This window comes from Pseudomonas putida (assembly GCF_050989985.1).
In the GTDB taxonomy this organism is placed as follows: Bacteria; Pseudomonadota; Gammaproteobacteria; order Pseudomonadales; family Pseudomonadaceae; genus Aquipseudomonas; species Aquipseudomonas putida_AI.
In genome coordinates, this window is the sequence record NZ_CP158815.1 from 4,809,445 (window position 1) to 4,834,794 (window position 25,350).

The following is a 25,350-nucleotide window of genomic DNA, read 5'->3' on the forward strand; positions in this document are numbered from 1 at the left end:
GGAAGAACGCCATGCCCGCCCGCGAACTGCAAGAACAGCTCAATGCCCTGCGCGAGCAATTGGATCAGAATCCTCCATTGTCCGAAGCCGAGCGCGAAGACCTGCACGTACTGATGAAACAGATCGAACTCAAGCTTGAGCTTGAATCCAAAACCCAGGACGCCAGCCTCGCCGACGGCGTCAACCTCGCTGTCGAACGCTTCGAACTCGAACACCCGACCCTTGCCGGCACCCTGCGCAACATCGCGCAAGCCTTGGGCAACATGGGCATCTGAATCCACCGGATGCAAAAAAGCCCTGCCAGCGATAGCAGGGCTTTTTCATTTTCAAGATCTGGAATGCATTCCCCTGTGGGAGCGAGCCTGCTCGCGAAGGCGGTGTATCAGTCACATCCAATGCTGAATGTGCCGCCCCCTTCGCGAGCAGGCTCGCTCCCACAAGGGTTACTTTTATTGACGGACCAGACGATGGTTCGGCAACTGCACGTCTTCAGTGCTGCGATACGGGTTGATATCCAGCCCGCCACGGCGCACATAGCGTGCATACACCGTCAATTTCTGCGGTTTCAACAGGCGCTGCAGATCAAGGAAAATCCGCTCCACGCACTGCTCATGGAAGTCCGAATGCTGGCGGAAGCTGACGATGTACTCCAGCAAACTGGCGTGATCCAGCGCCGCGCCGCGGTAATCCACCACCACGCTGCCCCAGTCCGGCTGGCTGGTGACCGGGCAGTTGGACTTGAGCAAATGGCTATGCACGCTCTCTTCGACAATGCGCAATGAATCGCAACGCAGCAGCTCCGGACGTGGATGCTCATAGTTGCTGACGCTGATATCCAGATCATCGATGCACACGCCCGGCAAGGCCACGACGCCCTCGGCTTCCACATCTTTCAGGCTGCGCACGCGCACGCCGACCGGTTTGCCGGCGGCGGCCGACAGGTCCCTGACCAGCGTCGCCTCAAGGCTCGCGGTGTCGGCGAACGGCGTCTGATTCAGGGAGTTGAGGTACAGCTTGAACGACTTGGATTCGATGATGTTCGGCGAATCCGCCGGGATGCTGAACTCGCCGATCGCCACGACCGGCTTGCCCGATGGCAGCAGCCAGGACAGTTCGAAGCAGTTCCAGAAATCCACGCCCTTGTACGGCAGCGTGTCAGCCGTCAGACCCAGCTCGGCCCACTTCGCGGTACGCGGAATCGGGAACAGCAGGGACGGCGTGTAGGTGGCGATGTATTCGCTGGATTTGCCCAGCGGCGAGTGTTCGGCTGCGGGATGCATGGCGGAAACCTGACTGAAGAATCAGCGGATTCTATCAGCCTTTGCTCCCGCCTTTGAGTGCTTACTGACTGACTGTCAGTTTGCCGACCATGCCAGCCTGGTAATGGCCGGGGATATTGCAGGCAAATTCCAGGTTGGTGGCCTTGCTGAAGGTCCAGGTCAGCTCGGCAGTCTTGCCCGGTTCCACCAAAATGCTGTTGGGGTCGTCGTGCTTCATGCCGCCCGTCATATCGTGCCCCATGGCACTGTGATCCATACCCGCCATGGCGCTGTGGTCCATGTCCTTCATGCCCGTCGGCGTCAGCATGCCGCTTTGCTGCATCTTCAGCATTTCCTGCTGGTGACTGGCGTGCATCGCCGCGTCACCGAGGTTGAACTCGTGCAGCAACTGGCCCTTGTTCACCAGCACAAAGCGCACGGTCTCCCCTGCCTTGACGTCGATGGCTTTGGGGGTGAACGACATATCCCCCATCACCACTTCGATACTGCGGGTCGCCTTGGCCGCCGGTGCCGGTTGACCGAAGTCATAGGTATGGGCCGGCGATGCCCCGACCTGCGAACTCAAGGCCAATACACAGGCAGCCAGCACCACTGATTTGCGCAAAAACATGGTCGTACTCCAACACAATAAGGTTCAGCCTGTGGAAAACACTAAACTGCCAGCGCTGCCGGTAACCTGACAGCCAGATTACAACTTTGTCAGCTTGACCTGCACCGTCGTTCCCCGCGGTATAAAGCGTTCGTTCCATTTAACCAGAGTCGCCCATGAAACTGCTGATCGTCGAAGACCAACCGAAAACCGGCCTTTACCTGCGCCAGGGCCTGGCCGAAGCCGGTTTCAATATCGAATGGGTGGCCGACGGCAGCACCGGCCAGCAATTGGCCTTGAGCGGTGATTACGCGCTGTTGATTCTCGATGTGATGCTGCCGGGGCGCGACGGCTGGCAGATCCTGCAGGCAGTGCGCAGCGCCGGCCTGGATACGCCCGTGCTGTTCCTGACCGCACGGGATGCGGTGGAAGACCGGGTTCACGGCCTTGAGCTTGGCGCCGACGACTATCTGGTCAAACCCTTCGCCTTTTCCGAACTGCTGGCGCGAGTACGCAGCCTGTTACGCCGTGGCAGTGCGGTGCCCCAGGAAACCACCCTGCAACTGGCCGACCTGTGCCTGGACCTGATTCGCCGTCGCGTGGAGCGCGGCGGCCAGCGTATCGACCTGACGGCCAAGGAGTTCGCCCTGCTGGAAATGCTCCTGCGCCGCCAGGGTGAAGTGCTGCCCAAATCGCTGATTGCATCCCAGGTCTGGGACATGAATTTCGATAGCGACACCAATGTCATCGAAGTCGCGATTCGCCGTCTGCGCCTGAAGATCGACGATAACTTCCCCAATAAACTGATCCACACCGTGCGCGGCATGGGCTACGTCCTCGAAGAGCGCAGCGCCTGATGCAACGGCTTTCATTGAGCAGTCGTCTGGCCCTGTTGTTTGCCGCTTGCACGGCCGTGGTGTCGCTGTTCGCCGGGGTGTTGTTCAGCCGCGCCAGCGAGGCGCACTTCATAGAGCTGGATCAGCAATTGCTGGAGGGCAAGTTGATTGGCCTGCGCCGGGCGCTGCACGATATTCAATCGAGTGACAGTGAAGTCAGGCTCAACGATGAATTGAGCCGACAGGCCGATCTGTCGCTACGCATCAGCGGCACCGATGGCAAGCCCTGGTATGACAGCTCGGCCAACCTGCCGGATGAACTCCCGCAAAAAACCGGGCTGTCGACGATCAACAACGCGGGCACCGATTACCGTGTGCTCAATGCGCCGCTGTTTCCCGGCCAGGCCGACTCCCCGCAATTGACCCTGCTGCTGGATATCACCCACCACCAGCATTTCCTGCAACGCATGCAGCGCCTGATCTGGCTGACAGTCGGATTGTCGGCCCTGGCCACTGCGCTGCTCGGCGCCTGGGCAGCCCGCAGCGGCTTGCGACCGTTGCGACGCATCAGTGCCGTCGCCAAGGGGGTCTCGGCGCAATCGCTGAATGCCCGCCTGCCCGAGGAAAACATGCCGCCGGAAGTGGCGCAAATGGCTCGCCACTTCAATGCCATGCTCGGGCGCCTCGACGATTCCTTCCAGCGACTGTCGGCGTTCTCCGCGGACATTGCCCACGAACTGCGCACACCGCTGTCGAATCTGCTGACGCACACGCAGGTCACCCTCACCCGTCCGCGCTCGATCGAGGACTACCGCGAAGCGCTGCACAGCAATCTGGAAGAGCTGCAATGGATGGCGCAGCTGGTCAACGACATGCTGTATCTGGCGAAAGCCGATCACGGCCTGCTCGCCCCCAAACGCCAACCGCTGAAACTGGCGGAAGAAGTGGATGTGCTGCTGGAGTTCTTTGCGCCATTGGCGGAGGACGCACGGGTGAGCCTCAGCCGCGAAGGTAGTGCCCGTTTCGAAGGCGATCGCAACATGCTGCGCCGGGCGCTTTCCAATCTGCTGGACAATGCGCTGCGCTTTACCCCGGTCGATGGCGAGATTCGGGTACGCATCGTCGATCTGCCCGAAGGCCTGAGCCTGACAGTCGAGAATAGTGGCGAAGGGATTGCCGAAGACTTGCTACCGCGCCTGTTCGACCGTTTTTACCGGGCTGATCCAGCGCGTCATGAAGGCAGCAGTGAGCATGCGGGGCTGGGGCTGGCGATTACCCAGTCGATCGTGCGGGCCCATGGGGGGCTGATTCGGTGTGAGTCGGCTGCGGGGTGGACCAGGTTTGTGATCGAGCTGCCGAAGGGATATTGAGGCCAGCAGTTCCGGCCTCATCGCGAGCAGGCTCGCTCCCACATTAGACCGCGCCCGTCTGGACAACGCGCTCAACTGTGGGAGCGAGCCTGCTCGCGATGGCGGTTTCAGGACTTACGAATACCGCAAGGCAGTAGCCGGCTCGACCTTCGCCGCCCGCCAGGCAGGGTAAACGGTGGCCAGGAAGCTCATGATGAACCCCGCCGAGCAGATCAACAGCACATCCCCACCCTGCAATTCGGAAGGCAGATTGCTGACGAAATACACGTCGGAACTGAAGATATGCTGTCCGGTGACGCGCTCGAACCAGCCCACCAGCTCACTGACGTTCAACGCCGCAATCACGCCGAGAATGCCACCGATCAGCGTGCCGACAATCCCGATCACCGTCCCCTGCACCATGAAGATCGCCATGATCTGCCGAGGCGTGGCGCCGATGGTACGCAGGATCGCGATGTCCGCACCCTTGTCGTTCACCACCATGATGAGGGTCGCGATGATGTTGAACGCCGCAACGGCCACGATCAGCATCAACAGCAGACCGATCATGGTCTTTTCCATCTTCATCGCGCTGAACAGGCTGCCCTGGGTATGGGTCCAGTCGTCAGCCTTGTAGGCCTCGCCCAGACCCGTGGCGATGGTGCTCGACACTTGCGGCGCGGCGTACAGGTCTTTCACCGCCAGGCGCACGCTCTGCACCTGATTCGGTTCCCAGTGCTGCATCTGCGCCGCGTCCGCGACGTTGATCAGCGCCATCGAACCATCCAGCTCGGCGCCGACCTTGAACACGCCAACCACATTCAAGCGCTGCATGCGCGGGGTGATACCACCCGGCGCATTGCTGACTTCCGGCACGATCAGGGTGATCTTGTCGCCGACGTTCAGGCGGAAGCGACGCGCGGTGATTTCACCGATCACCACGCCAAACTCGCCCGGCTTCAAGGCATCCAGACGCCCCTGGACGATGTGTTTGGCAACGATGGATACCTGGCCTTCCAGTGCCGGATCGACACCGCTGACCTGGATCGGCTGCATCGTGCCCTTGTAGGACAGCATGCCTTCCATCTCGGTGAACGGCACGGCCGCGGTCACTTGCGGGTTTTTCATGGCGGCTGCCGCAACGGGCTGCCAGTCATCAATCGGATTGACGCCCACGATGGTCGCGTGCGGCACCATGCCGAGGATGCGGGAGCTCATTTCGCGCTGGAAGCCGTTCATCACCGACAGCACCACGATCATCGCCAAAACGCCCAGGGCGAGGCCGATCATCGAAGTCATCGAGATGAAGGAAACAAAGCGATTGCGGCGCTTGGCGCGGGTATAGCGCGTGCCGATAAAGATCGATAACGGTCTGAACATTCGCTGGGGCACCGTATAGAAACAAAAAGACCCGACGTGCTCTTCAGCCCCGTCGGGTTTCGACCAGTCAGATAGGCGTCAGGCAACCTTCCTGCAGATGCAGGACGCGGTCCATCTGGCGGGCCAGGTTCATGTCGTGGGTCACGACCAGGAACGCCGTGCGCATCGACGTACTGAGTTCCAGCATCAATTCCTGGATGCCTTCGGCAGTGTGCAGATCGAGGTTGCCAGTCGGCTCGTCGAGCATCACCAGGCCGGGTGTGTTCACCAGCGCACGGGCGATGGCCACACGCTGACGCTCGCCGCCAGACAATTCGGCCGGTTTGTGCTCCAGGCGATGTCCGAGCCCTACCCGCTCCAGCAGCGCGGTTGCACGCTGGCGCGCTTCGGGGATTGCGGTCTTGCCGATCAGCAGCGGCATGCAGACGTTTTCCAGCGCGGTGAACTCGGGCAGCAAGTGGTGGAACTGGTATACGAAGCCCAACGCGCGGTTACGCAGCAGGCCACGCTTCTTCTCGCTCAGCGCCGACAGCTCTTCACCAGCAAGCCAGACGCTGCCCTTGGTGGGCGTATCGAGGCCACCAAGCAAGTTGAGCAAAGTACTTTTGCCCGAACCCGACTTGCCGACGATCGCCACGCGCTCGCCCGGGTGCAGCTCCAGCTGCAAATTAGCCAGGACCTCCACCGACTCCGGGCCTTCCTCGTAGGATTTGCCCAGGTTGCGGCAGCTCAAGATTGCTTTATCACTCATGCCCGACTCACTCATAACGTAGCGCCTCCGCAGGCTGGGTGCGCGCGGCACGCCAGGCTGGATACAGGGTGGCGAGGAAACTCAGGACCAACGCCGCGGAGCAGACCATCACCACGTCCTGGCTCTGCACCTGCGACGGCAGGTAATCAATGAAGTACACGTCGGCGTTGAGGAATTTGTGACCGATCAGGCCTTCAAGCGCCGAAATCGCGGCGCTGACATTCAACGCGGCAAAGATCCCGACCACCGCGCCGATGGCCGTGCCGACCACGCCAATCACCGTGCCCTGCACCATGAAGGTCCGCATGATGGTGCCCGGCGTGGCGCCCAGGGTACGCAGGATCGCGATGTCGCTCTTCTTGTCGTTGACCACCATGACCAGCGTGGAAATGATGTTGAACGCGGCGACGGCAACGATAAGCAGCAACAGCAGGCCGATCATGGCTTTTTCCATGCGGATCGCCTGGTACAGGTTGCCGTGGGTGCGGGTCCAGTCACGGGCGTAGTAGCGATCCTCGCCCAGATCGCGGGCGATGCTCCACGCAGTACGTGGTGCCTGGAACAGATCGTCGAACTTCAGGCGAATGCCCTGGACCTGATCCGGCTTCCAGCGATGCAGCCGCGCCAGATCCTGAAGATTGGTGATGCCCAGGTAGCCGTCGATTTCGCCGGCGCCAACATGGAAGATGCCGACTACGGTGAAGCGCTTCATGCGCGGGAACATGCCGGCCGGGGTCACGGTGACTTCCGGCGCCACGAATGTCAGCTTGTCGCCGATCGCCGCGCCGAGCTTGGCCGCCGCCTTGTCGCCAATGACGATGCCGAACTCGCCGGGCTTGAGGTCGTCGAGCTTGCCCTGCTGCATGAAGTTATCAATGATCGAAACCTGACGCTCCAGCGCCGGGTCGATGGCATTGAGCAGGACCTTGGAGACTTTGCCGTTGTTGGTCAGCAAACCCTGCATCTGGGTAAACGGTGCCACGGCCGTGACCTGCGGGTTCTGCTTGACCTTGGTGGCGAGGCTCGGCCAGTCGCTGATCGGCTCGGCGGATTCGATGGTCGCGTGGGGCACCATGCCCAGCACGCGGGTGCGCATCTCATGATCGAAGCCATTCATCACCGATAGCACCACGATCATCACGACCACGCCAAGGGCGAGCCCGATCATCGAAGTCAGGGAAATGAATGACACAAAATGATTGCGACGCTTTGCACGGGTGTAACGCGTGCCGATAAATACGAAGAGAGGTCTGAACATGTCGGGGCTTGTTCGGAGGGAAAAGGAACGTCCTTGTGGCGGGGGTCGATAACCAGCTTTACACTCAGACCACCGCCGCTACCATGGGTTCGCCATGTCGACATTAGATGAAGAAGATCGCCGCGAATACTACCGTATCGAGGACACGATCGCACTGGAAATTCGGCCCCTGTCCGCTCCCGAAGCCGCAGGCCAGGAAGTGTTGCAGGATGCTTCCCCACTCTTCAATCTGCTCAGCGAACTGCACCTGAGCGAATTCGAGTCGCAACACCTGTTGCGCCAGATCAGCGAACGCGATCGCAATCTCGCGGCCTTTCTCAAATCCCAGAACAAACGCATCGATCTGCTCAGCCAGGTGATTGCCATCACGGCGCTCGGCCATATCGGCGAGCCGCAGCCGGTGATCATCTCCGAAGGTGGCATCGACTTTCAGCACCCGACCCCGTTCGACGTCAATGCGCGCCTCTCGGTCAAGCTGGTGCTGATGCCGCAAGCCCTGGGCCTGCTGCTGCGCGCTCGCGTCACCCATTGCGACCGCAAGGGCGATGGTTACGACGTCGGTTCCGAGTTCGAGCACCTGACCGATGCCCAGCGACAATTGCTCGCCCGTCACATCTTGCAAAAGCAGGCTCAGGAACGACGTCTGGCCCGCGAACAACTCGACTCAGGCAATTAATTTAAGGAAGAACCGTGACTCTCATCTACGGCCATCGCGGCGCCAAGGGCGAAGCACCGGAAAACACCCTGACCAGCTTTCAGCAATGCCTCAAGCACGGCGTACGCCGCTGCGAACTGGACCTGCACCTGTCCATGGATGGCGAGCTGATGGTCATCCACGACCCGACTCTAAAACGCACCACCGATCGCCGCGGCAAGGTCGTGGAACACACGGCAGCTGAGCTTGTGACCTACGACGCGCGCAAGGGCGGCCCGGGCTGGATCAAGCCGTGCCCGATTCCGACGCTGGAGGAACTGTTCGAGAAATGCGACTTCGAGCACTGGCAGCTGGAGGTCAAGAGCGCTTCACGCACCCGTGCCGCGACCACTGTGCTGGCAATCCGTGAAATGGCGCAACGTCACGGCCTGCTGGACAAGGTGACGATCACCTCGAGTTCGCGAGAGGTGCTCAAAGCCGCGCTGGACCTGGTGCCGGATGTGTCCCGTGGACTGGTGGCCGAATACGCCTGGCTCGACCCGCTGAAGGTCGCGGCAAGCTATGGCTGCGAGATTCTGGCACTGAACTGGACCCTGTGCACGCCGGAGCGCCTGCAGAAGGCGCAGCGTCAGGGGCTGCATGTGTCGGTGTGGACCGTCAACGAGCCTGCGCTGATGCGCAGACTCGCCGACTTCGGCGTTGACAGCCTGATTACAGACTTTCCCGGTTTGGCCACTGCCACGCTCGAGAATTGCTGAAATCGGTCTCCCCGGCCGGCTCAGGCCACCGGCCGGAGCCGCTTAAAAAAGCCGGTTGAGGCCGTCGTACGCCGCTACCCGATAGGCTTCGGCCATGGTCGGGTAGTTGAACGTGGTGTTGACGAAGTACTTCAGGGTGTTGAGCTCGCCCGGCTGGTTCATGATCGCCTGGCCGATGTGCACGATCTCCGAGGCCTGGTAGCCGAAGCAGTGCACGCCCAACACTTGCAGGGTTTCGCGGTGGAACAGGATCTTCAGCATGCCTTGCGGCTCGCCGGCGATCTGTGCACGCGCCATGCTCTTGAAGAAGGCCTTGCCCACTTCGTATGGCACCTTGGCCTGAGTCAGCTCCTGCTCGTTCTTGCCGATCGAGCTGATCTCCGGAATGGTGTAGATGCCGGTCGGCACGTCATTCACAAAGCGCCAGCTGCCGTTATCCACGATGCTGCCAGCGGCCGAACGGCCCTGGTCGTGGGCGGCACTGGCCAGGCTCGGCCAACCGATCACGTCGCCTGCGCCGTAGATATTCTGGATACCGGTGCGATACGCCTCGTCAACTTCGATCTGGCCACGGCTGTTGACCTTCACGCCGATGTTTTCCAGACCCAACTGATCGGTGTTGCCGGTACGGCCGTTGCACCAGAGCAAGGCGTCGGCCTTGATCTTCTTGCCGGACTTGAGGTGCAGGATCACGCCGTTGTCCACGCCTTCGACGCGGTCATACTCTTCGTTGTGGCGAACGGTGATGTTGTTGTTGCTGAAGTGGTAGCTCAGGGCCTGGGAAATTTCCGAGTCGAGGAAGCTCAGCAACTGACCACGGTTGTCCACCAGCTCAACCAGAACCCCAAGGCCGCTGAAGATCGAGGCGTATTCGCAACCGATCACGCCGGCGCCGTAAACAATCAGTTTGCGCGGGGTGTGGCCGAGGCTGAGGATGGTGTCGCTATCGTAGATACGCGGGTGGTGGAAATCGATGTCGGCCGGACGGTACGGGCGCGAGCCGGTGGCGATGATGATGTGCTTGGCCACCAGCTTTTCGACCACGCCGTTGGCGCAGACCACTTCGACGGTTTGCTCGTCGGCGAAGCTGCCGGTGCCGAAGAACACATCGACGCGGTTGCGGGCGTAGTAGCCGGTACGCGATGCGACTTGTTTGGAGATGACTTTTTCAGCGCTTTTCAGCACGTCCGGGAACGAGAACCAGCGCGGCTCACCAATGGCCCGGAACATCGGGTTGGTGTTGAACTGCATGATCTGGCGGACCGAGTGACGCAGTGCCTTGGACGGGATGGTACCCAGGTGGGTGCAGTTGCCGCCGACCTGGCGACGGCTATCGACCATCGCCACCTTGCGTCCTGCCTTGGCGGCGTTCATTGCCGCGCCTTCTCCCGCCGGACCGGAACCCAGCACCACCACGTCGTAGTTGTAGACAGCCATGCGTACTCCTCAGAACAGGCCGCGGCGCCCTCGGCACCTGCGGCTAAATCACGCCAGTCAGTGGCGTGAAGGAACAATTTGGGGCCAATACCGAACCCGGACACAGTCTATAGAAGCGTCAACGCCGCGCACATTAACCCTTGGTCGCGTCGTAGGCTAGTTTTGCCTGCACAACAACGCCAGCCTTCGATGTTTGAATCGCCCGAATCACTGGGTTTTACCGCCCGCGAGGCGCTCAAAAGCGTGACTGGTTCGTGTGACGAAACCTGTATCGGCACGAATCACAAAAAATGCGCCGATATCGTGTTTTTCTGCGTAATCCCAACCGCGCTCCGGGCCAAGGATCAGCAAAAGCGTCGACAAGCCATCGGCCATCAGCGCCGAAGGATGAATCACCGTGACGGACGCCAGCGTGTGTGAGACCGGCGCACCGGTGCGCGCATCGAAGGTGTGGGAAAAACGCTGGCCGCCCTGCACGAAATAGTTACGGTAATCACCGGAAGTGGAAAGACCATAACCGTCGATGGCGACAATGCGCTCGGCCACCTGCTGATCGTCGCGAGGCTCTTCCAGGGCAATACGCCACGGCGAGCCATCGAGCTTCTTCCCCGCCGCCTTCAGCTCGCCGGTGGCCTCGGCCAGGTAATTGTGAATACCCAGCGCTTCGAGCCTGGCCGCGATCAGATCGACTGCGTAGCCGGCGGCAATACTGTTGAAATCGACTTCGACTGCGGCGTCCTTGCAAAGCTCATCACCTTCGATGTGCAAGTGCCTGTACCCGACACGCTGCCGCACCTCGGCCAGCGCTTGGGCGGTCGGGACTTTTTCTTCGCGCGCCTGAGGGCCGAAGCCCCAGAGATTGAGCAGCGGCTCCACCGTCAAATCGAAGGATCCGTCGCTCTGTGACGACAACTGCTCGCCGACTCGGACCAGCTCAAGGATCGACGGGGGCATTTTCTGGCAGGAATTGGCAGGCAACTGGTTGAAGCGTTCGATATCGGAGTCGCTGCGATAGGTCGACAGTTGCCGGTCGACGCCGGCCAGGATCCTTTCGACCTCCACCTGAACCGCTGCCGGCCCGGGCAGCCCCGTTTGACGTACGTACTTGATTGAATAAGTGCTACCCATGGTCGGGCCGCCGAAGCTTTCCATGGCGTCATCATTGCCACAGCCAGACAACATTCCAACAAGCATCAGGAAAATGCCCCACCACCTGATCAACAAATCCCGATTCTCCCTGCCAATCCCTGACACGCCGTCAAGGGTGGCCATTATGCGATTTGATCGACGCCAACCCAATCAAAAACACCCCAAACAAAAACGCCCCGAACAAGTCGGGGCGTTTTCATGAGCGGCTAAGGCTTAGCGCGGGAATGCAGGCGGGTTCACACCAGCCATGTCTTCCATCACGCGAACCACCTGGCAGCTGTAACCGAATTCGTTGTCGTACCAGACGTACAGAACAACGCGGTTATCCTGGGTGATGGTTGCTTCAGCATCCACGACGCCAGCGTGGCGCGAGCCAACGAAGTCGGTGGAAACCACTTCCTGGGAGCTGACGTAGTCGATCTGCTTGTGCAGGTCCGAGTGCATGGCCATCTGGCGCAGGTACTCGTTGATTTCGTCGCGGGTGGTGGCCTTTTCCAGGTTCAGGTTCAGGATGGCCATCGACACGTTCGGCGTCGGTACGCGAATCGCGTTGCCGGTCAGCTTGCCCTTGAGCACTGGCAGTGCCTTGGCGGCTGCGGTGGCGGCACCGGTCTCGGTGATTACCATGTTCAGCGGCGCGGCGCGGCCACGACGGCTGCCCTTGTGGAAGTTGTCGATCAGGTTCTGGTCGTTGGTGAACGAGTGAACGGTTTCGACGTGGCCGTTGACGATGCCGTACTGGTCGTTGACTGCCTTGAGCACCGGCACGATGGCGTTGGTGGTGCAGGAAGCCGCCGAGATGATCTTGTCGTCAGCGGTGATGTCGCCATGGTTGATGCCGTGAACGATGTTCTTCAGCGCGCCCTTGCCAGGTGCGGTGAGGATCACGCGGGCAGCGCCCGGGCAGGCCAGGTGCTGGCCCAGGCCGTCGGCATCACGCCATACACCGGTGTTGTCGACAATCAGAGCGTTTTCGATGCCGTACTGGGTGTAGTCGACTTCGCTCGGGCTCTTGGCGTAGATCACCTGGATCAGGTTGCCGTTGGCGGTGATGGTGTTGTTGGCTTCATCAATGGTGATGGTGCCATCGAACGGACCATGAACCGAGTCGCGACGCAGCAGGCTGGCACGCTTGACCAGGTCGTTCTCGGCGCCCTTGCGGACAACGATGGCGCGCAGACGCAGGCCGTCGCCACCACCGGTTTTCTCGATCAGGATGCGCGCCAGCAGGCGGCCGATACGACCGAAGCCGTACAGGACAACGTCGGTGCCTTTGCGGGCGGAAGCGTTCTGCTGGCCTACCACGTCGGCCATTTCTTCACGCACGAACTGCTCGGCGCTGCGGCCGTTGCCTTCTTGCTTGAACTTGTTGGCCAGCTTGCCCAGGTCAACCGAAGCGGCACCCAGTTTCAGCTCGCTCATGGCCTTGAGCAGTGGGAATGTCTCGTGGACGGAGAGTTCGGTTTCGTCGGTCTGGCGATGACGGGCAAAGCGGTGTGCTTTGAGGATCGAAATCACCGAGCGGTTGATCAGGCTGCGGCCATAGATCGAGCTCACCACGTTGTTATTGCGGTAGAGCTGACCGATAAGCGGAATCATCGCTTCTGCGAGTGCTTCACGGTCGATCCATTCACCAAGACACTGGTCGGGCTTCTGAGTCACGGGAACCTTCCACATGTAGGGGCAGAAAAAAGGGGCTACATTATGCCGCCGAGTGCAACGCGTAGCAATGCGCGCTTGTCGCACAGACCGTAACAATTTTCCGTTCAAAAAAACCGCGCCGCCCTGAAGCCCAATAAAACCGGGGCCTTCAGCATCGTCAATTTTTTGGGAACAGCGCTGCCTTGTCCGTAACCATCCGTAACACTCGTTGTTTTTGCCACTACATAATCGGCGATTTTCAGAAAAAAACCGCCCGATTTTGTCATTACCACTACATTTCGCCTCAGCCGCGTAATAGACACATCTGCAACTGACAGCCGGCATCCGAGACCGCTACAATTACCGACTTTGTCGCAACGCTTGGAGCTCAACCTTCCGTGCCCGTTCTGCGTCTACCGCATCTCCCTGCCGCGGCAGGTAAACAGCATTGGGGCAACCTGCCCGGTGCTTCCCTGAGCCTGGCCATTGCCGAGGCCGCCAGCGCTGCCAAGCGCTTTACCCTGCTGCTGACCGCCGATAGCCAAAGTGCCGAACGGCTTGAGCAGGAGCTGAGTTTCTTCGCCCCGGATTTGCCTGTACTGCATTTCCCCGACTGGGAAACCCTGCCCTACGATCTGTTTTCACCGCACCAGGACATTATTTCCCAGCGCATCTCCGCTCTTTATCGATTGCCGGAGTTGAGCCATGGCGTATTGGTGGTGCCGATCACCACCGCCCTGCACCGCCTGGCGCCGACCAAATTCCTGCTCGGCAGCAGCCTGGTACTGGATGTCGGTCAGAAGCTCGACGTCGAGCAGATGCGCACCCGGCTCGAAGCCACCGGCTATCGCTATGTCGATACCGTGTACGAGCACGGCGAATTCACAGTGCGCGGCTCGCTGATCGACCTGTTCCCGATGGGCAGCAAGCTGCCTTATCGCATCGACCTGTTCGACGACGAAATCGAAACCCTGCGCACCTTTGACCCGGAGAACCAGCGCTCCATCGACAAGGTCGACTCGGTCAAGCTGCTGCCGGCCAAGGAATTCCCGCTGGAGAAAGAAGCGGTGACCCGCTTCAAGGCGCGTTTTCGCGAGCGCTTCGATGTGGATTTCCGTCGCTGCCCGATCTTCCAGGACTTGAATAGCGGGATTACCCCCGCCGGCATCGAGTACTACCTGCCGCTGTTCTTCGAGGAAACCTCGACCCTGTTCGATTACCTGCCCCAGGACACCCAGGTGTTCTCGCTGCCGGGCATCGAGCAGGCGGCGGAGAACTTCTGGAACGATGTGCGCAATCGGTACGAAGAACGTCGCGTCGATCCGTCCCGTCCTTTACTGCCCCCGGCCGAATTGTTCCTGCCGGTAGAAGACTGCTTCGCGCGCCTCAAGAGCTGGCCGCGGGTGGTGGCCAGCCAACAGGACGTGGAAACCGGTGCCGGACGCGAACGTTTCCCCTCGCGGGAACTGCCGAACCTGGCCATCGAAGCCAAGGCCACCCAGCCGTTGGCGGCACTTTCGCAATTTCTCGATCAATTCCCCGGGCGCGTGCTGTTTACCGCCGAATCCGCGGGCCGGCGCGAAGTGCTGCTGGAATTGCTCGAACGTCTGAAGCTGCGACCAAAGACCGTCGACAGCTGGCCGGACTTTGTCAGCGGCAAGGATCGCCTGGCGATCACCATTGCGCCGCTGGATGAAGGTTTGCTGCTGGACGAACCGGCCCTTGCGCTGGTCGCCGAGAGTCCGCTGTTCGGCCAGCGCGTGATGCAACGCCGTCGCCGGGAAAAACGCGCGGACGCCAACAACGATGCGGTGATCAAAAACCTCACCGAGCTGCGCGAAGGCGCACCGGTGGTGCATATCGACCACGGCGTCGGTCGCTACCTGGGCCTGGCAACGCTGGAAATCGACAATCAGGCCGCCGAATTCCTTGCCCTGGAGTACGCCGAGGGCGCCAAGCTCTACGTGCCGGTGGCCAACCTGCACCTGATCGCGCGCTACACCGGCAGCGACGATGCCCTGGCCCCGCTGCATCGCCTGGGCTCCGAGACCTGGCAGAAAGCCAAGCGCAAGGCCGCCGAACAGGTGCGCGACGTGGCCGCCGAATTGCTCGACATCTATGCGCGTCGTGCTGCCCGCGAAGGTTATGCCTTCAGCGACCCGAAAGCCGATTACGCCACATTCAGCGCCGGCTTCCCGTTCGAAGAAACGCCCGACCAGCAAACCGCCATCGAAGCGGTGCGCGAAGACATGCTCGCGCCGAAACCGATGGATCGCCTGGTCTGTGGCGACGTTGGCTTCGGCAAGACCGAAGTGGCGATGCGCGCGGCGTTCATTGCCGTACACGGCGGCAGGCAGGTGGCGATTCTGGTGCCTACCACCCTGCTCGCCCAGCAACACTACAACAGCTTCCGCGACCGCTTCGCCGACTGGCCGGTGACCGTGGAAGTGATGAGCCGCTTCAAGTCGGCCAAGGAAGTGAATACCGCGGTGGCCGATCTGGCCGAAGGCAAGATCGACATCGTCATCGGCACCCATAAGCTGCTGCAGGACGATGTGAAAATCAAAAACCTGGGCCTTGTGATCATCGACGAAGAGCACCGTTTTGGTGTGCGCCAGAAAGAACAGCTCAAGGCGCTGCGCAGCGAAGTCGACATCCTCACCCTGACCGCCACGCCAATCCCGCGCACGCTGAACATGGCGGTATCGGGCATGCGCGACCTGTCGATCATCGCCACGCCACCGGCCCGACGCCTGTCCGTGCGCACCTTCGTCATGGAGCAGAACAAGAGCACGATCAAGGAAGCCCTGCTCCGTGAGTTGCTGCGTGGCGGCCAGGTCTACTACCTGCACAACGACGTGAAAACCATCGAGAAGTGCGCCGCCGACCTCGCCGAACTGGTGCCGGAGGCGCGGATTGGCATTGGCCACGGGCAGATGCGCGAACGCGAACTCGAACAGGTGATGAGCGACTTCTACCACAAGCGCTTCAACGTACTGATCGCCTCGACCATCATCGAGACCGGCATCGACGTGCCGAGCGCCAACACCATCATCATCGAACGCGCCGACAAGTTCGGCCTGGCACAGCTGCACCAGCTGCGCGGTCGGGTCGGGCGCAGTCACCACCAGGCCTACGCGTACCTGCTGACACCGCCGCGCCAGCAAATCACTCCGGATGCGGAAAAGCGCCTGGAAGCGATCGCCAATACCCAGGACCTCGGCGCAGGCTTCGTGCTGGCCACCAACGACCTGGAAATCCGCGGTGCCGGCGAGCTGCTCGGCGATGGCCAAAGCGGGCAAATCCAGGCGGTCGGCTTCACGCTGTACATGGAAATGCTCGAACGCGCCGTGAAATCGATCCGCAAGGGCGAGCAACCGAATCTTGATCAACCGCTGGGCGGTGGTCCGGAAGTCAACTTGCGTGTGCCGGCACTGATTCCCGAGGACTACCTGCCGGATGTTCACGCACGCCTGATCCTCTACAAGCGCATTGCTTCAGCCACCGACGAGGAAGGCCTCAAGGATCTGCAAGTGGAGATGATCGACCGTTTCGGCCTGCTGCCGGAGCCGACCAAGAACCTGATGCGCATCACCGCACTGAAATTGCAGGCCGAAGTGCTGGGCATCAAGAAAGTCGACGGCGGTCCACAAGGTGGTCGTGTCGAGTTCGCCGCACAAACTCCGGTCGACCCGCTGACCCTGATCAAACTGATCCAGAGCCAGCCCAAACGCTACAAATTCGAAGGCGCCACGATGTTCAAGTTCATGGTGCCGATGGAGCGCCCGGAAGAGCGCTTTAATACTGTAGAGGCGCTGTTCGAGCGCCTCATCCCGAAAACTGCTTGAAGGACGCCGCATGCGCCTGTTTCGCTCACTGACTTTACTGATGGCATTGGCCGCTCCTTCGGCATTCGCCGATGATCTGTATCAGATTGAAATGATTCTGGTGCGGCAGAACGCCGTGCCAGCCATTGTCAGCCGTGCCGCGCCGGAGGACTGGGATGCCGGCGCCCAGCGCCTCAAGCCTGACAGCCTGCGCACCCCGAGCCTCAACGGCGAGGTGGAAAAGCTCACCGCCAGCAATGAATACACGGTGTTGCTGCACAAGGCCTGGCAACAGAACCTTGGCGAGGAAGCCAGCAAGGTGGCAATCAGCGACGGCAAGGAACAATTCGGCCAATTCCCGATCGAGGGCACGTTGAATATGAAACTGGGGCGTTTTACCGACGTCGAGGCCGATTTCTGGGTCAACCAGATCAACCCGGATGGCCTGGTCACCGCCAGCGAACGCCTGAAGACAGACAGCCACACCAAAAACGGGCAACTGAACTTCCTCGACGCCGGCCACCTCGGCCTGCTGATCAAGATCACTTCGCTCACCGCCCCTGCGCCTCGGCCAGCCCCCGAAGAAATTCCGGACTGATCGAGTCCCTATGTCTGCCACTCTGAGCAAACCCCTGGCACCTTCCTGGGTCAGCCGATTCAAGGAACAGAGCCTGGAACGTGGCCGACGCTACGCGCTGGAAAATCGCGTCAGAATCGTCGAAGCCGGCGACGCCACCATTGTCGCCGCGTGCGAAGGCTCTGGCGGTAACGTTTACCGTCAGACCATTCGCTTGCGGGAGTCGGCCAAAGGCACTTTGCTGATGATCGATGCGACCTGCTCCTGCCCCGTCCACAGCAACTGCAAACATTGCGCGGCGGTATTGCTGCAAGTGCAGGAAACGCTCAACTACCCTGCTGCCGCCAAAGACGCCGAGCTGCTTGAAAAACTGCAGGCCGTCCTGGAAAACCGCAGCCCGAAAGCACCGCCGCAAGTGTTGGTGGACAACGTGCAACCGGTGCCGCGCCTGTGGCTGGCGAGCATCGAATTCAGTGCCTTCGAACCGCGCAACGGCAGGATGCAGCGTTACGTCCAGCACCGTGCGGCGCTGTCTTTCAGCTATCTGGATGAATATGTCAGCGGGCAGAAAAACACCGACATCCTGATTCGTCAGGAGACACAAACGCTACGAATAAAGCGCCACCCGGAAGTGGAACAATCCTACAGGGAACAGTTACGCATCCTCGGTTTCAGAATCGCCACCCGGCAAAGCAAGGCCTTGCCGGAGAGTGCTGGCGAACTGTACGAAATGGTCAACGACAGCGCCTGGCTGACCTTCACCCTCAACGAACTGCCGAAACTGCGTACCCAGGGTTGGGAGTTGCAGATCAACGAGGACTTCGGTTTCGACCTGACCGCCGTGGACGACTGGTACGCGACAGTCGAGCAGGCTCCGGAGCGCGACTGGTTCGATCTGGAACTGGGCATCATCGTCAACGGCGAGCGCCTGAGCCTGCTGCCGATCCTGTTGAACCTGATGCGCTCGCACACAGAAATTCTCAACCCCGAGCGCCTGGCCCGACGTCGCGACGACGAGCTGATCCTGGTGAACATCCCCAATCGCCCGAACTCCGAGCACGGCCCCCTGCAAGTCGCCCTGCCCTTCGGCCGCTTGAAGCCGGTACTGGCGACGCTCGGTGAGTTTTATCTGCAAGAACCCGGCGAGACCACACTGCGCCTGAGCAGGGCCGACGCCACGCGACTGAACTCGCTGGAAGACCTGCCACTGCTCTGGGAAGGCGGCGATCAGATCCGCACCTTTGCCCAGCGCCTGCGTGACATCAAGGACTACACCGCCACCGTGCCGGAAGGCCTGAACGCGATACTGCGTCCTTATCAACTGGAAGGATTGAGCTGGATGCAGTCGCTGCGCCAGCTGGAGGTCGGGGGCATTCTCGCGGACGACATGGGCCTGGGCAAAACCCTGCAAACCCTGGCGCACGTGCTCAGCGAGAAAAACGCCGGGCGCCTCGACCGTCCGTGCATGGTGGTGATGCCCACCAGCCTGATTCCGAACTGGCTCGACGAAGCCGCGCATTTCACGCCACAACTCAAGGTGGTGGCGCTATACGGCGCCAGTCGCAAAAAGCATTTCGAGAATCTGGCCGATTACGACCTGATCCTGACCACCTACGCACTGCTGCCCAAGGACGTCGAACGCCTCGCGGCGCAACCGTTGCACGTCCTGGTGCTGGATGAAGCGCAATACATCAAGAATCCGAACAGCAAGGCCGCGCAGGCCGCCCGCGAACTCAATGCTCGCCAGCGTCTGTGCCTGAGTGGCACGCCGCTGGAAAACCACCTGGGTGAACTGTGGTCGCTGTTTCACTTCCTGTTGCCGGGCTGGCTCGGCGATGTGAAGAGTTTCAACCGCGACTACCGCGTACCGATTGAAAAGCGCACCAGTGAAGTAAGACTTCAGCACCTTAACGGTCGGATCAAACCCTTCCTGTTGCGTCGGACCAAGGAACAGGTTGCCACCGAGCTGCCGCCCAAAACCGAAATCATTCACTGGGTCGAACTCAACGAAGCTCAACGCGATGTGTACGAAACCATGCGCTTGGCCATGGACAAGAAAGTCCGCGACGAGATCACCCGCAAGGGTGTGGCCCGCAGCCAGATCATCATCCTCGAGGCGCTGCTGAAACTGCGTCAGGTGTGCTGCGATTTGCGCCTGGTCAACGATGCCGCCCTGCCCACTCGCGGCAGTACTTCGGGCAAGCTCGACAGCCTGATGGAAATGCTCGAGGAGTTGTTTGAGGAAGGCCGTCGAATCCTGTTGTTCTCCCAGTTCACGTCAATGCTCTCGCTGATTGAAGACGAACTGAACAAACGTGGCGTGGCCTACGCCCTGCTGACCGGGCAGACCCGCGACCGACGTACGCCGGTAAAGGACTTCCAGAGCGGTAAGCGTCAGATCTTTCTGATCAGCCTGAAGGCCGGTGGTGTTGGCCTGAACCTGACAGAAGCAGACACCGTGATCCATTACGACCCGTGGTGGAACCCGGCAACCGAGCACCAGGCGACCGACCGCGCCTATCGCATCGGCCAGGAAAAGCCGGTATTCGTCTACAAGCTGATCGCCCGTGGCACGGTGGAAGAGAAGATTCAGCTTCTGCAGAAAGAAAAATCCGACCTGGCGGCCGGCGTGCTGGATGGGCGCCAGGCCGGGGACTGGAAACTGCAGAGCGATGATATCGAGGCGTTGTTTGCGCCGTTGCCGGATAAGCTGGAGAAGCGCTGAAAATTGTTGCGACTGGCAGGCTCGCTCCCACAAGGTTATTTGCCTGTCTGTGGGAGCGAGCCTGCTCACGAAAGAGTCAACTCGGTGTATCGACTAATCAGCCCTTGAGCACCCGAGCCAAGGTCGATTTCACCTTGCCCATCCCATCATGCAATGCCTGCTCGATCTCGGCCATGGTGATCACCGCCGTCGACTTGCCCGCCGCCGGGTTCACCACCAGCGCCAGACAGGCGTAATCCAGTTCCAGCTCACGGGCCAGTGCGGCTTCCGGCATTCCGGTCATGCCAACGATGTCGCAGCCGTCACGCTCCAGCCTGGCGATTTCGGCAACGGTTTCCAGCCGAGGCCCCTGGGTGCACGCGTACACCCCGTGGCTGCTGTAACCGACACCCTCTGCCGCCAGTGCCGCGATCAGTTGCTGGCGCAACGGTTCGCTGTACGGATAGCTGAAATCGATATGCGTGACCTGTTCCAGGTCATCGGCAAAATAGGTGTGCTGGCGACCGCTGGTGTAATCGATCAGCTGATGCGGCACGCAGAAATGCCCGGTACCCATCGCCGAATGAATCCCACCCACGGCATTCACCGCCAGAATCGCCTCGGCGCCCGCCTGTTTCAGCGCCCAGAGATTGGCGCGGTAGTTCACCTGATGCGGCGGAAAACGGTGCGGATGGCCGTGACGGGCAAGGAACAGCACTTCCTTGCCAGCGTATTCGCCGATCTGCACATCGGCCGAAGGGGCGCCGTAAGGTGTGTCGACCGCCAGGGACTGACGAATGCTCAAGCCTTCGAGCTGAGTAAGGCCAGTACCACCGATAATCGCGTAAACCGTCATAACAACCAGTCCTTAATCAATCAATTGAGCTTCTTTGAGCGCGCCGACGGCGGCCAGCCAGCGTGGATCCTGACGGTAGTCGGTGCACGCATGGGACTGACCGCGCATCCGCGCGATTCGCGCCGACGGCGTCACCTTCAGGCGTTGTGCGGCACTCAGCGCCAACTCGGCGGCGGCGCGATCATTGCACACCAGGCCCATGTCACAACCGGCAGTCAGCGCAGCCTCAATGCGGCTGGCGGCATCGCCCACCACATGAGCGCCGGCCATGGACAGGTCGTCGCTGAAAATCACCCCGTCAAATTGCAGCTCGCCGCGCAGGATGTCCTGCAACCAACGACGGGAGAAGCCCGCAGGCTGCGCATCGACCTGCGGATAGATCACGTGGGCCGGCATGACAGCGGCCAGCTGTTTGCTGAGCTTGGCGAATGGCACCAGGTCCTTGGCGCGGATCTCGTCGAGACTACGCTCGTCATTCGGGATCGCCACGTGGGAATCCGCCTCGGCCCAGCCGTGACCAGGAAAGTGCTTGCCGGTAGCGGCCATGCCAGCACTGTTCATACCACGAATGAAGGCACCGGCCAGCAGCGCTGCACGCTCTGGATCGCCCTCGAACGAACGGGTACCAACCACCGCGCTGCGCTGGTGATCGAGGTCCAGCACCGGGGCGAAACTCAGGTCGAGACCGACAGCCAATACTTCGGTGGCCATGATCCAGCCACACTGCTCGGCCAGGTATTCGGCATTGGCATTGTCGGCAATGGCGCGCATGGCCGGCAGGCGCACAAAACCCTGGCGCAGACGCTGAACCCGCCCGCCTTCCTGATCCACCGCCAACAGAAGATCGGGGCGAATGGCGCGAATCGCCGCGCTCAACTCGCGGACCTGGCGCGGATGCTCGATGTTACGGGCAAAAATAATCAGGCCGCCCACTTCGGGCTGGCGCAACAATTGGCGATCTTCGGCCGTCAGCCAGGTACCGGCGACGTCCACCATCAACGAGCCTTGCAAGCCAGCAGTCATAGAGATTCCTTGATAACGATAAATCCGCCTCGCACGAATTCGCCGCCGTGGGCAGTGCCCGGCAGGACAGCGATATCAGTGGGAAACGGATTCAGAACGAGAGTCGGCATGGGCGGCTAGCTTAACGGATGTCAGCTGCCGCGCCCACCCGTGCGGTCAAACCTTGGCGGCGACCGGTGTCGATTTGCTGCGAGGACGCAATTGCGCGGATGCCATCGCGGAGTCGGTGACACCCGACTCGGCACGCATGCCGGCGGCGAGAAACGGCACCATCAGCCGCATGACCTGCTCGATGGAGGTGTTCACGCCGAAATCGGTTTCGGCAATCGCACGCAACGCCTTGATGCCGGACATGCTGAACGCCGCGGCACCCAGCATGAAGTGCACGCGCCAGAACAGTTCGATTGGCGGAATGCGCGGCGCGGCTTCGTTGACCAGCATCATATAGCGGCGGAAAACCTTGCCGTACATGTCTTCCAGATAACGACGCAAATGCCCCTGGCTCTGACTGAAGGCCAGGCCGAGCAAACGCATGAAGATAGAGAGATCGTTACCGCTGCGGGGCTGTACTACCAGGGCCTGTTCGACCAGGATTTCCAGCAGTTCTTCGAGGGTTGGCTTGATTTCAGGCTTGGCCTGGCGCCGCTCCAGCTCTTTATCGAGGCTGATGCAGAACGGCCCGAGAAAACGCGAAAAGACCGCTTGGATCAGCGCCTTTTTCGATCCGAAGTGATAGTTCACCGCCGCCAGATTGACCCCGGCCTTGCTGGTGATCAGACGCAATGAGGTTTCGGCGAAACCTTTCTCCGCGAACAACTGCTCGGCAGCATCAAGAATGCGTTCAACGGTTTCCGACTGGGCCATGGCTACTCCGCCTGACAAACACTTGTTTGAAACATACGTTTCAAGCTATGTCTTGTCAAGTCTGGCAGTTCGTTTTGGGAATGGTCGGTCAGACATTTAACCATACAACCGCGAAGCTTCCACCAGCCGGCTTGTGGACCGTCCGGCGGCCTGCAGAAAAAGGGGCATTGCCAAGACCGCTTCACTGTATATAATCCCAGTCACTGTATAAAAAAACAGAGCGATCAATATGCTAAAGCTGACGCCACGCCAAGCCGAGATTCTGGCTTTCATCAAACGCTGCCTGGAAGACAATGGCTACCCTCCGACCCGCGCGGAAATCGCTCAGGAACTGGGTTTCAAATCGCCTAACGCGGCAGAAGAACACCTCAAGGCGCTGGCCCGCAAGGGCGCGATCGAAATGACCCCGGGCGCGTCACGCGGCATCCGCATTCCAGGCGTCGAAGCCAAGGCCGACGATTCCACCCTGCCTATCATTGGGCGCGTAGCCGCCGGCGCACCGATCCTTGCCCAGCAGCACGTCGAAGAATCCTGCAACATCAATCCTTCCTTCTTCCATCCACGTGCCGACTATCTGTTGCGAGTACACGGCATGAGCATGAAGGACGTCGGCATTTTCGACGGCGACCTGCTGGCGGTCCATACAACCCGCGAGGCCCGCAACGGGCAAATCGTGGTGGCGCGGATCGGAGACGAAGTGACCGTAAAACGTTTCAAGCGTGACGGCAGCAAGGTCTGGCTGATTGCCGAAAACCCGGAATTCGCCCCTATCGAAGTGAACCTTAAAGATCAGGAACTGGTGATCGAAGGCTTGAGCGTCGGCGTCATTCGCCGCTAAAGGAGGCTTTATGCAGTTCCCACACACATCTCAGCAAGCTCAACTGCCATTGCTGTTCGAGGCATTCCTGGCGCAGCCATTGGCGCCGATCCTGAATGAAGTGGTCGAGTCGCCCTGGAGCGCCGAACCCGAAGTCTTCAGTGAGCTGTCTCTACGAGGTGCAGCCGGGAACTGCCTGAACCTTCTGGCACCGATTCTCAGGGAGCTTAGCCAGGACCAGGATGCGCGCTGGCTGACATTGATCGCCCCACCTGCCAGCGTGACCCAAGCCTGGCTGAGGGACGCCGGCCTCAATCGCGAGCGCATCCTTCTGCTGCAACCGCGCGGCACCCAAAGTGCGCAGCAGTTGACCTGCGAAGCCCTTCGACTTGGTCGCAGTCACACGGTCGTCAGCTGGCTCAACCCGCTGAGCACAACTTCACGCCAACAGCTGATCAGCGCCGCCCGGACCGGGGACGCACAAAGCCTGAATATTCGACTGGGTTAACGTTGCGCCTGGAGCGGTGCAGGGCTTCTCCTGGGGCAGAGAAGCCGATCTGTGGCAGTATCGGCAAAAAAACCGACAGACGGGATCAATGAAGGACCCGCGGCCCCTCTTCCTTGTCCAATTCGCCTTCAACCAGGCGCCCGGCCATCTGAACACCGACGCTTAACATCGCCTTGGCGACTTCGACATGCTGGCCTTGCAGGAACGCTTTGGCATCCTCGGAGAAATCCAAAGTAACCAGAGAACCCTCGTCCTCGGCCCTGCGCAGCTCGATTCGGCCGTCTGGTAACTCGACAATTTCTAAAAAGGACGTTGGCATAAAGGTGTGTTCTCCAAGAAAGGCGGGGATTATATAGCCATCAAGCAGGCTTCGCTCGGGATCTTGACCAGATGCCATCTCGAAGAGAAATTTCCGACAACGCTCTCCCCTGAAATGGCAACCTTTGCGTACCGCCCGTCAATGAGCCCCGCCCCTCAGCACTCGTTCAAGCCTTCCCGGAAACGGATTGCCAGGCTCTTGAGGTTTTGGCGCCAACTCTCAAGTTCTTCCCGGCTCAATTCCTCGGGCGCCTCTTCTTCATCCAGATTGACCGCCAGGATCAAAGGCTGTGTCACGTCACCCTTGGGTTTGTGTGGCGCTCGTGGTGGCTGGAACAGCGCGGCGTGGGCCGCCAGCAGCTTGGCCAGCCAGGTTTCCGGATTGTTGGCCAGCTCGACCATCTCGGCCATTTCCGGAATGGCGATGCTTTCCAGCACCTCGCGAGTCAGCAGCGATTCTGCCCGGATAGCATTGGCCTGTGGCAATCGATAGAACCCGGCGATTTCATGGCACAGCCCCAGCAAGGCGCCATACAGGTGAAACAACGCCGATTCGCGGCCTGCCTGAATCAGCGCCAGGGAATTCATTGCCCGCGCCTCTTCTGCCTTGGCAAGCGCTTCCAGCGAAAGGCCGGCGAAATAGATCTTCTGGTTGGTACGGGTATAGAGCTCGTGGGCCATGACGGCAGCCTCCACAACGAAATGATGCTTCACGCAGGTCAAACAGTGTCGTGGATCAACCAAGCCCACCGCAAGCGCAAAAAAAGGCCGCA

Annotated in this window: 23 protein-coding genes; 10 read left to right on the forward strand and 13 right to left on the reverse strand. The window is 60.5% G+C overall.

Annotated elements, in window-relative coordinates:
* Window positions 1-11 precede the first annotated feature (11 nt).
* Window positions 12-275, forward strand: a complete 264-nt coding sequence (locus ABTV29_RS22070) for a DUF4404 family protein (RefSeq protein ID WP_433766779.1) — start codon at window positions 12-14, stop codon at window positions 273-275.
* A 174-nt stretch (window positions 276-449) separates the two neighbouring features.
* Here the strand turns inward: ABTV29_RS22070 and queF are convergent, their stop codons facing one another.
* Together queF and copI are read right to left on the reverse strand one after the other, a co-directional pair.
* Window positions 450-1,280 carry an NADPH-dependent 7-cyano-7-deazaguanine reductase QueF gene (gene queF / locus ABTV29_RS22075; protein WP_433766780.1) on the reverse strand — a complete coding sequence of 277 codons (831 nt, stop codon included), beginning with the start codon at window positions 1,278-1,280 and terminating at the stop codon, window positions 450-452.
* Window positions 1,281-1,341: 61 nt separating this feature from the next.
* Window positions 1,342-1,890, reverse strand: a complete 549-nt coding sequence (copI, locus tag ABTV29_RS22080) for a copper-resistant cuproprotein CopI (protein WP_433766781.1) — start codon at window positions 1,888-1,890, stop codon at window positions 1,342-1,344.
* A gap of 155 nt (window positions 1,891-2,045) precedes the next feature.
* Between copI and ABTV29_RS22085 the strand changes: the two genes are divergently transcribed.
* Window positions 2,046-2,726 (forward strand): heavy metal response regulator transcription factor, encoded by a 681-nt coding sequence (locus ABTV29_RS22085; protein WP_433766782.1) that lies wholly within the window; start codon window positions 2,046-2,048, stop codon window positions 2,724-2,726.
* Window positions 2,726-4,075, forward strand: a complete 1,350-nt coding sequence (locus ABTV29_RS22090; protein ID WP_433766783.1) for a heavy metal sensor histidine kinase — start codon at window positions 2,726-2,728, stop codon at window positions 4,073-4,075. Before ABTV29_RS22085 ends, ABTV29_RS22090 begins: the two co-directional genes overlap by 1 nt.
* 114 nt (window positions 4,076-4,189) lie before the next feature.
* On the opposite strand, the gene ABTV29_RS22095 is transcribed toward ABTV29_RS22090, so the two are convergent.
* From ABTV29_RS22095 to ABTV29_RS22105, 3 genes are all read right to left on the reverse strand, one after another.
* Window positions 4,190-5,434, reverse strand: a complete 1,245-nt coding sequence (locus tag ABTV29_RS22095) for a lipoprotein-releasing ABC transporter permease subunit (protein WP_433766784.1) — start codon at window positions 5,432-5,434, stop codon at window positions 4,190-4,192.
* A gap of 67 nt (window positions 5,435-5,501) precedes the next feature.
* Window positions 5,502-6,185 carry a lipoprotein-releasing ABC transporter ATP-binding protein LolD gene (gene lolD / locus ABTV29_RS22100; RefSeq protein ID WP_433766785.1) on the reverse strand — a complete coding sequence of 228 codons (684 nt, stop codon included), beginning with the start codon at window positions 6,183-6,185 and terminating at the stop codon, window positions 5,502-5,504.
* A 7-nt stretch (window positions 6,186-6,192) separates the two neighbouring features.
* The gene (locus ABTV29_RS22105; protein ID WP_433766786.1) at window positions 6,193-7,443 is read right to left on the reverse strand and encodes a lipoprotein-releasing ABC transporter permease subunit; all 1,251 of its coding nucleotides are present in this window, start codon (window positions 7,441-7,443) and stop codon (window positions 6,193-6,195) included.
* Between the two features lie 94 nt (window positions 7,444-7,537).
* Between ABTV29_RS22105 and ABTV29_RS22110 the strand changes: the two genes are divergently transcribed.
* Window positions 7,538-8,119 (forward strand): PilZ domain-containing protein, encoded by a 582-nt coding sequence (locus ABTV29_RS22110; protein WP_433766787.1) that lies wholly within the window; start codon window positions 7,538-7,540, stop codon window positions 8,117-8,119.
* Between the two features lie 14 nt (window positions 8,120-8,133).
* On the forward strand, window positions 8,134-8,856 hold the full coding sequence (locus ABTV29_RS22115) for a glycerophosphodiester phosphodiesterase (protein WP_433766788.1): 723 nt from the start codon (window positions 8,134-8,136) through the stop codon (window positions 8,854-8,856).
* A gap of 42 nt (window positions 8,857-8,898) precedes the next feature.
* Here ABTV29_RS22115 and sthA read toward each other — a convergent pair whose 3' ends face one another.
* The 3 genes from sthA to ABTV29_RS22130 all read right to left on the reverse strand — a co-directional run bounded on the left by sthA (window position 8,899) and on the right by ABTV29_RS22130 (window position 13,119).
* The gene (gene sthA, locus ABTV29_RS22120) at window positions 8,899-10,293 is read right to left on the reverse strand and encodes a Si-specific NAD(P)(+) transhydrogenase (RefSeq protein WP_433766789.1); all 1,395 of its coding nucleotides are present in this window, start codon (window positions 10,291-10,293) and stop codon (window positions 8,899-8,901) included.
* Between the two features lie 207 nt (window positions 10,294-10,500).
* Window positions 10,501-11,487, reverse strand: a complete 987-nt coding sequence (locus ABTV29_RS22125) for an FAD:protein FMN transferase (RefSeq protein WP_433766790.1) — start codon at window positions 11,485-11,487, stop codon at window positions 10,501-10,503.
* Window positions 11,488-11,655: 168 nt separating this feature from the next.
* Window positions 11,656-13,119 carry a glyceraldehyde-3-phosphate dehydrogenase gene (locus ABTV29_RS22130; protein WP_433766791.1) on the reverse strand — a complete coding sequence of 488 codons (1,464 nt, stop codon included), beginning with the start codon at window positions 13,117-13,119 and terminating at the stop codon, window positions 11,656-11,658.
* A 362-nt stretch (window positions 13,120-13,481) separates the two neighbouring features.
* Here ABTV29_RS22130 and mfd point away from each other — a divergent pair, with 362 nt between their 5' ends.
* From mfd to ABTV29_RS22145, 3 genes are read left to right on the forward strand one after another with little or no spacing between them, the layout of a single operon-like run.
* Window positions 13,482-16,931 carry a transcription-repair coupling factor gene (mfd, locus tag ABTV29_RS22135; protein WP_433766792.1) on the forward strand — a complete coding sequence of 1,150 codons (3,450 nt, stop codon included), beginning with the start codon at window positions 13,482-13,484 and terminating at the stop codon, window positions 16,929-16,931.
* 10 nt (window positions 16,932-16,941) lie between these two features.
* Window positions 16,942-17,508 carry a CsiV family protein gene (locus ABTV29_RS22140; RefSeq protein WP_433766793.1) on the forward strand — a complete coding sequence of 189 codons (567 nt, stop codon included), beginning with the start codon at window positions 16,942-16,944 and terminating at the stop codon, window positions 17,506-17,508.
* 10 nt (window positions 17,509-17,518) lie between these two features.
* The gene (locus ABTV29_RS22145) at window positions 17,519-20,212 is read left to right on the forward strand and encodes an SNF2-related protein (RefSeq protein ID WP_433766794.1); all 2,694 of its coding nucleotides are present in this window, start codon (window positions 17,519-17,521) and stop codon (window positions 20,210-20,212) included.
* A 97-nt stretch (window positions 20,213-20,309) separates the two neighbouring features.
* Here the strand turns inward: ABTV29_RS22145 and ABTV29_RS22150 are convergent, their stop codons facing one another.
* The 3 genes from ABTV29_RS22150 to ABTV29_RS22160 form a co-directional block, all read right to left on the reverse strand.
* On the reverse strand, window positions 20,310-21,047 hold the full coding sequence (locus tag ABTV29_RS22150; RefSeq protein WP_433766795.1) for an S-methyl-5'-thioinosine phosphorylase: 738 nt from the start codon (window positions 21,045-21,047) through the stop codon (window positions 20,310-20,312).
* A 12-nt stretch (window positions 21,048-21,059) separates the two neighbouring features.
* On the reverse strand, window positions 21,060-22,058 hold the full coding sequence (gene nagZ / locus ABTV29_RS22155) for a beta-N-acetylhexosaminidase (RefSeq protein WP_433771976.1): 999 nt from the start codon (window positions 22,056-22,058) through the stop codon (window positions 21,060-21,062).
* 168 nt (window positions 22,059-22,226) lie between these two features.
* The gene (locus ABTV29_RS22160; protein WP_433766796.1) at window positions 22,227-22,934 is read right to left on the reverse strand and encodes a TetR/AcrR family transcriptional regulator; all 708 of its coding nucleotides are present in this window, start codon (window positions 22,932-22,934) and stop codon (window positions 22,227-22,229) included.
* 229 nt (window positions 22,935-23,163) lie between these two features.
* Here ABTV29_RS22160 and lexA point away from each other — a divergent pair, with 229 nt between their 5' ends.
* The gene (gene lexA, locus ABTV29_RS22165) at window positions 23,164-23,772 is read left to right on the forward strand and encodes a transcriptional repressor LexA (protein ID WP_433766797.1); all 609 of its coding nucleotides are present in this window, start codon (window positions 23,164-23,166) and stop codon (window positions 23,770-23,772) included.
* A 10-nt stretch (window positions 23,773-23,782) separates the two neighbouring features.
* Window positions 23,783-24,259 (forward strand): SOS-induced cell division inhibitor SulA, encoded by a 477-nt coding sequence (gene sulA, locus ABTV29_RS22170; protein ID WP_433766798.1) that lies wholly within the window; start codon window positions 23,783-23,785, stop codon window positions 24,257-24,259.
* A gap of 85 nt (window positions 24,260-24,344) precedes the next feature.
* On the opposite strand, the gene ABTV29_RS22175 is transcribed toward sulA, so the two are convergent.
* Entirely contained in the window at window positions 24,345-24,578 is a 234-nt protein-coding gene (locus ABTV29_RS22175; RefSeq protein WP_047538925.1) for a hypothetical protein, read from the reverse strand.
* 155 nt (window positions 24,579-24,733) lie between these two features.
* Window positions 24,734-25,258 carry a DUF6586 family protein gene (locus tag ABTV29_RS22180; RefSeq protein ID WP_433766799.1) on the reverse strand — a complete coding sequence of 175 codons (525 nt, stop codon included), beginning with the start codon at window positions 25,256-25,258 and terminating at the stop codon, window positions 24,734-24,736.
* Window positions 25,259-25,350 lie beyond the last annotated feature (92 nt).

Bases quoted from the DNA above. Each gene is read 5' to 3' on its own strand.
- sulA (WP_433766798.1), top strand. From the start codon at position 23,783: ATGCAGTTCCCACACACATCTCAGCAAGCTCAACTGCCATTGCTGTTC.
- ABTV29_RS22070 (WP_433766779.1), top strand. From the start codon at position 12: ATGCCCGCCCGCGAACTGCAAGAACAGCTCAATGCCCTGCGCGAGCAA.
- ABTV29_RS22180 (WP_433766799.1), bottom strand. From the start codon at position 25,258: ATGGCCCACGAGCTCTATACCCGTACCAACCAGAAGATCTATTTCGCC.
- lexA (WP_433766797.1), top strand. From the start codon at position 23,164: ATGCTAAAGCTGACGCCACGCCAAGCCGAGATTCTGGCTTTCATCAAA.
- ABTV29_RS22150 (WP_433766795.1), bottom strand. From the start codon at position 21,047: ATGACGGTTTACGCGATTATCGGTGGTACTGGCCTTACTCAGCTCGAA.
- ABTV29_RS22125 (WP_433766790.1), bottom strand. From the start codon at position 11,487: ATGCTTGTTGGAATGTTGTCTGGCTGTGGCAATGATGACGCCATGGAA.
- ABTV29_RS22105 (WP_433766786.1), bottom strand. From the start codon at position 7,443: ATGTTCAGACCTCTCTTCGTATTTATCGGCACGCGTTACACCCGTGCA.
- ABTV29_RS22090 (WP_433766783.1), top strand. From the start codon at position 2,726: ATGCAACGGCTTTCATTGAGCAGTCGTCTGGCCCTGTTGTTTGCCGCT.
- sthA (WP_433766789.1), bottom strand. From the start codon at position 10,293: ATGGCTGTCTACAACTACGACGTGGTGGTGCTGGGTTCCGGTCCGGCG.
- ABTV29_RS22140 (WP_433766793.1), top strand. From the start codon at position 16,942: ATGCGCCTGTTTCGCTCACTGACTTTACTGATGGCATTGGCCGCTCCT.
- copI (WP_433766781.1), bottom strand. From the start codon at position 1,890: ATGTTTTTGCGCAAATCAGTGGTGCTGGCTGCCTGTGTATTGGCCTTG.
- ABTV29_RS22145 (WP_433766794.1), top strand. From the start codon at position 17,519: ATGTCTGCCACTCTGAGCAAACCCCTGGCACCTTCCTGGGTCAGCCGA.
- lolD (WP_433766785.1), bottom strand. From the start codon at position 6,185: ATGAGTGATAAAGCAATCTTGAGCTGCCGCAACCTGGGCAAATCCTAC.
- ABTV29_RS22095 (WP_433766784.1), bottom strand. From the start codon at position 5,434: ATGTTCAGACCGTTATCGATCTTTATCGGCACGCGCTATACCCGCGCC.
- ABTV29_RS22110 (WP_433766787.1), top strand. From the start codon at position 7,538: ATGTCGACATTAGATGAAGAAGATCGCCGCGAATACTACCGTATCGAG.
- queF (WP_433766780.1), bottom strand. From the start codon at position 1,280: ATGCATCCCGCAGCCGAACACTCGCCGCTGGGCAAATCCAGCGAATAC.
- ABTV29_RS22160 (WP_433766796.1), bottom strand. From the start codon at position 22,934: ATGGCCCAGTCGGAAACCGTTGAACGCATTCTTGATGCTGCCGAGCAG.
- ABTV29_RS22085 (WP_433766782.1), top strand. From the start codon at position 2,046: ATGAAACTGCTGATCGTCGAAGACCAACCGAAAACCGGCCTTTACCTG.
- ABTV29_RS22130 (WP_433766791.1), bottom strand. From the start codon at position 13,119: ATGTGGAAGGTTCCCGTGACTCAGAAGCCCGACCAGTGTCTTGGTGAA.
- ABTV29_RS22175 (WP_047538925.1), bottom strand. From the start codon at position 24,578: ATGCCAACGTCCTTTTTAGAAATTGTCGAGTTACCAGACGGCCGAATC.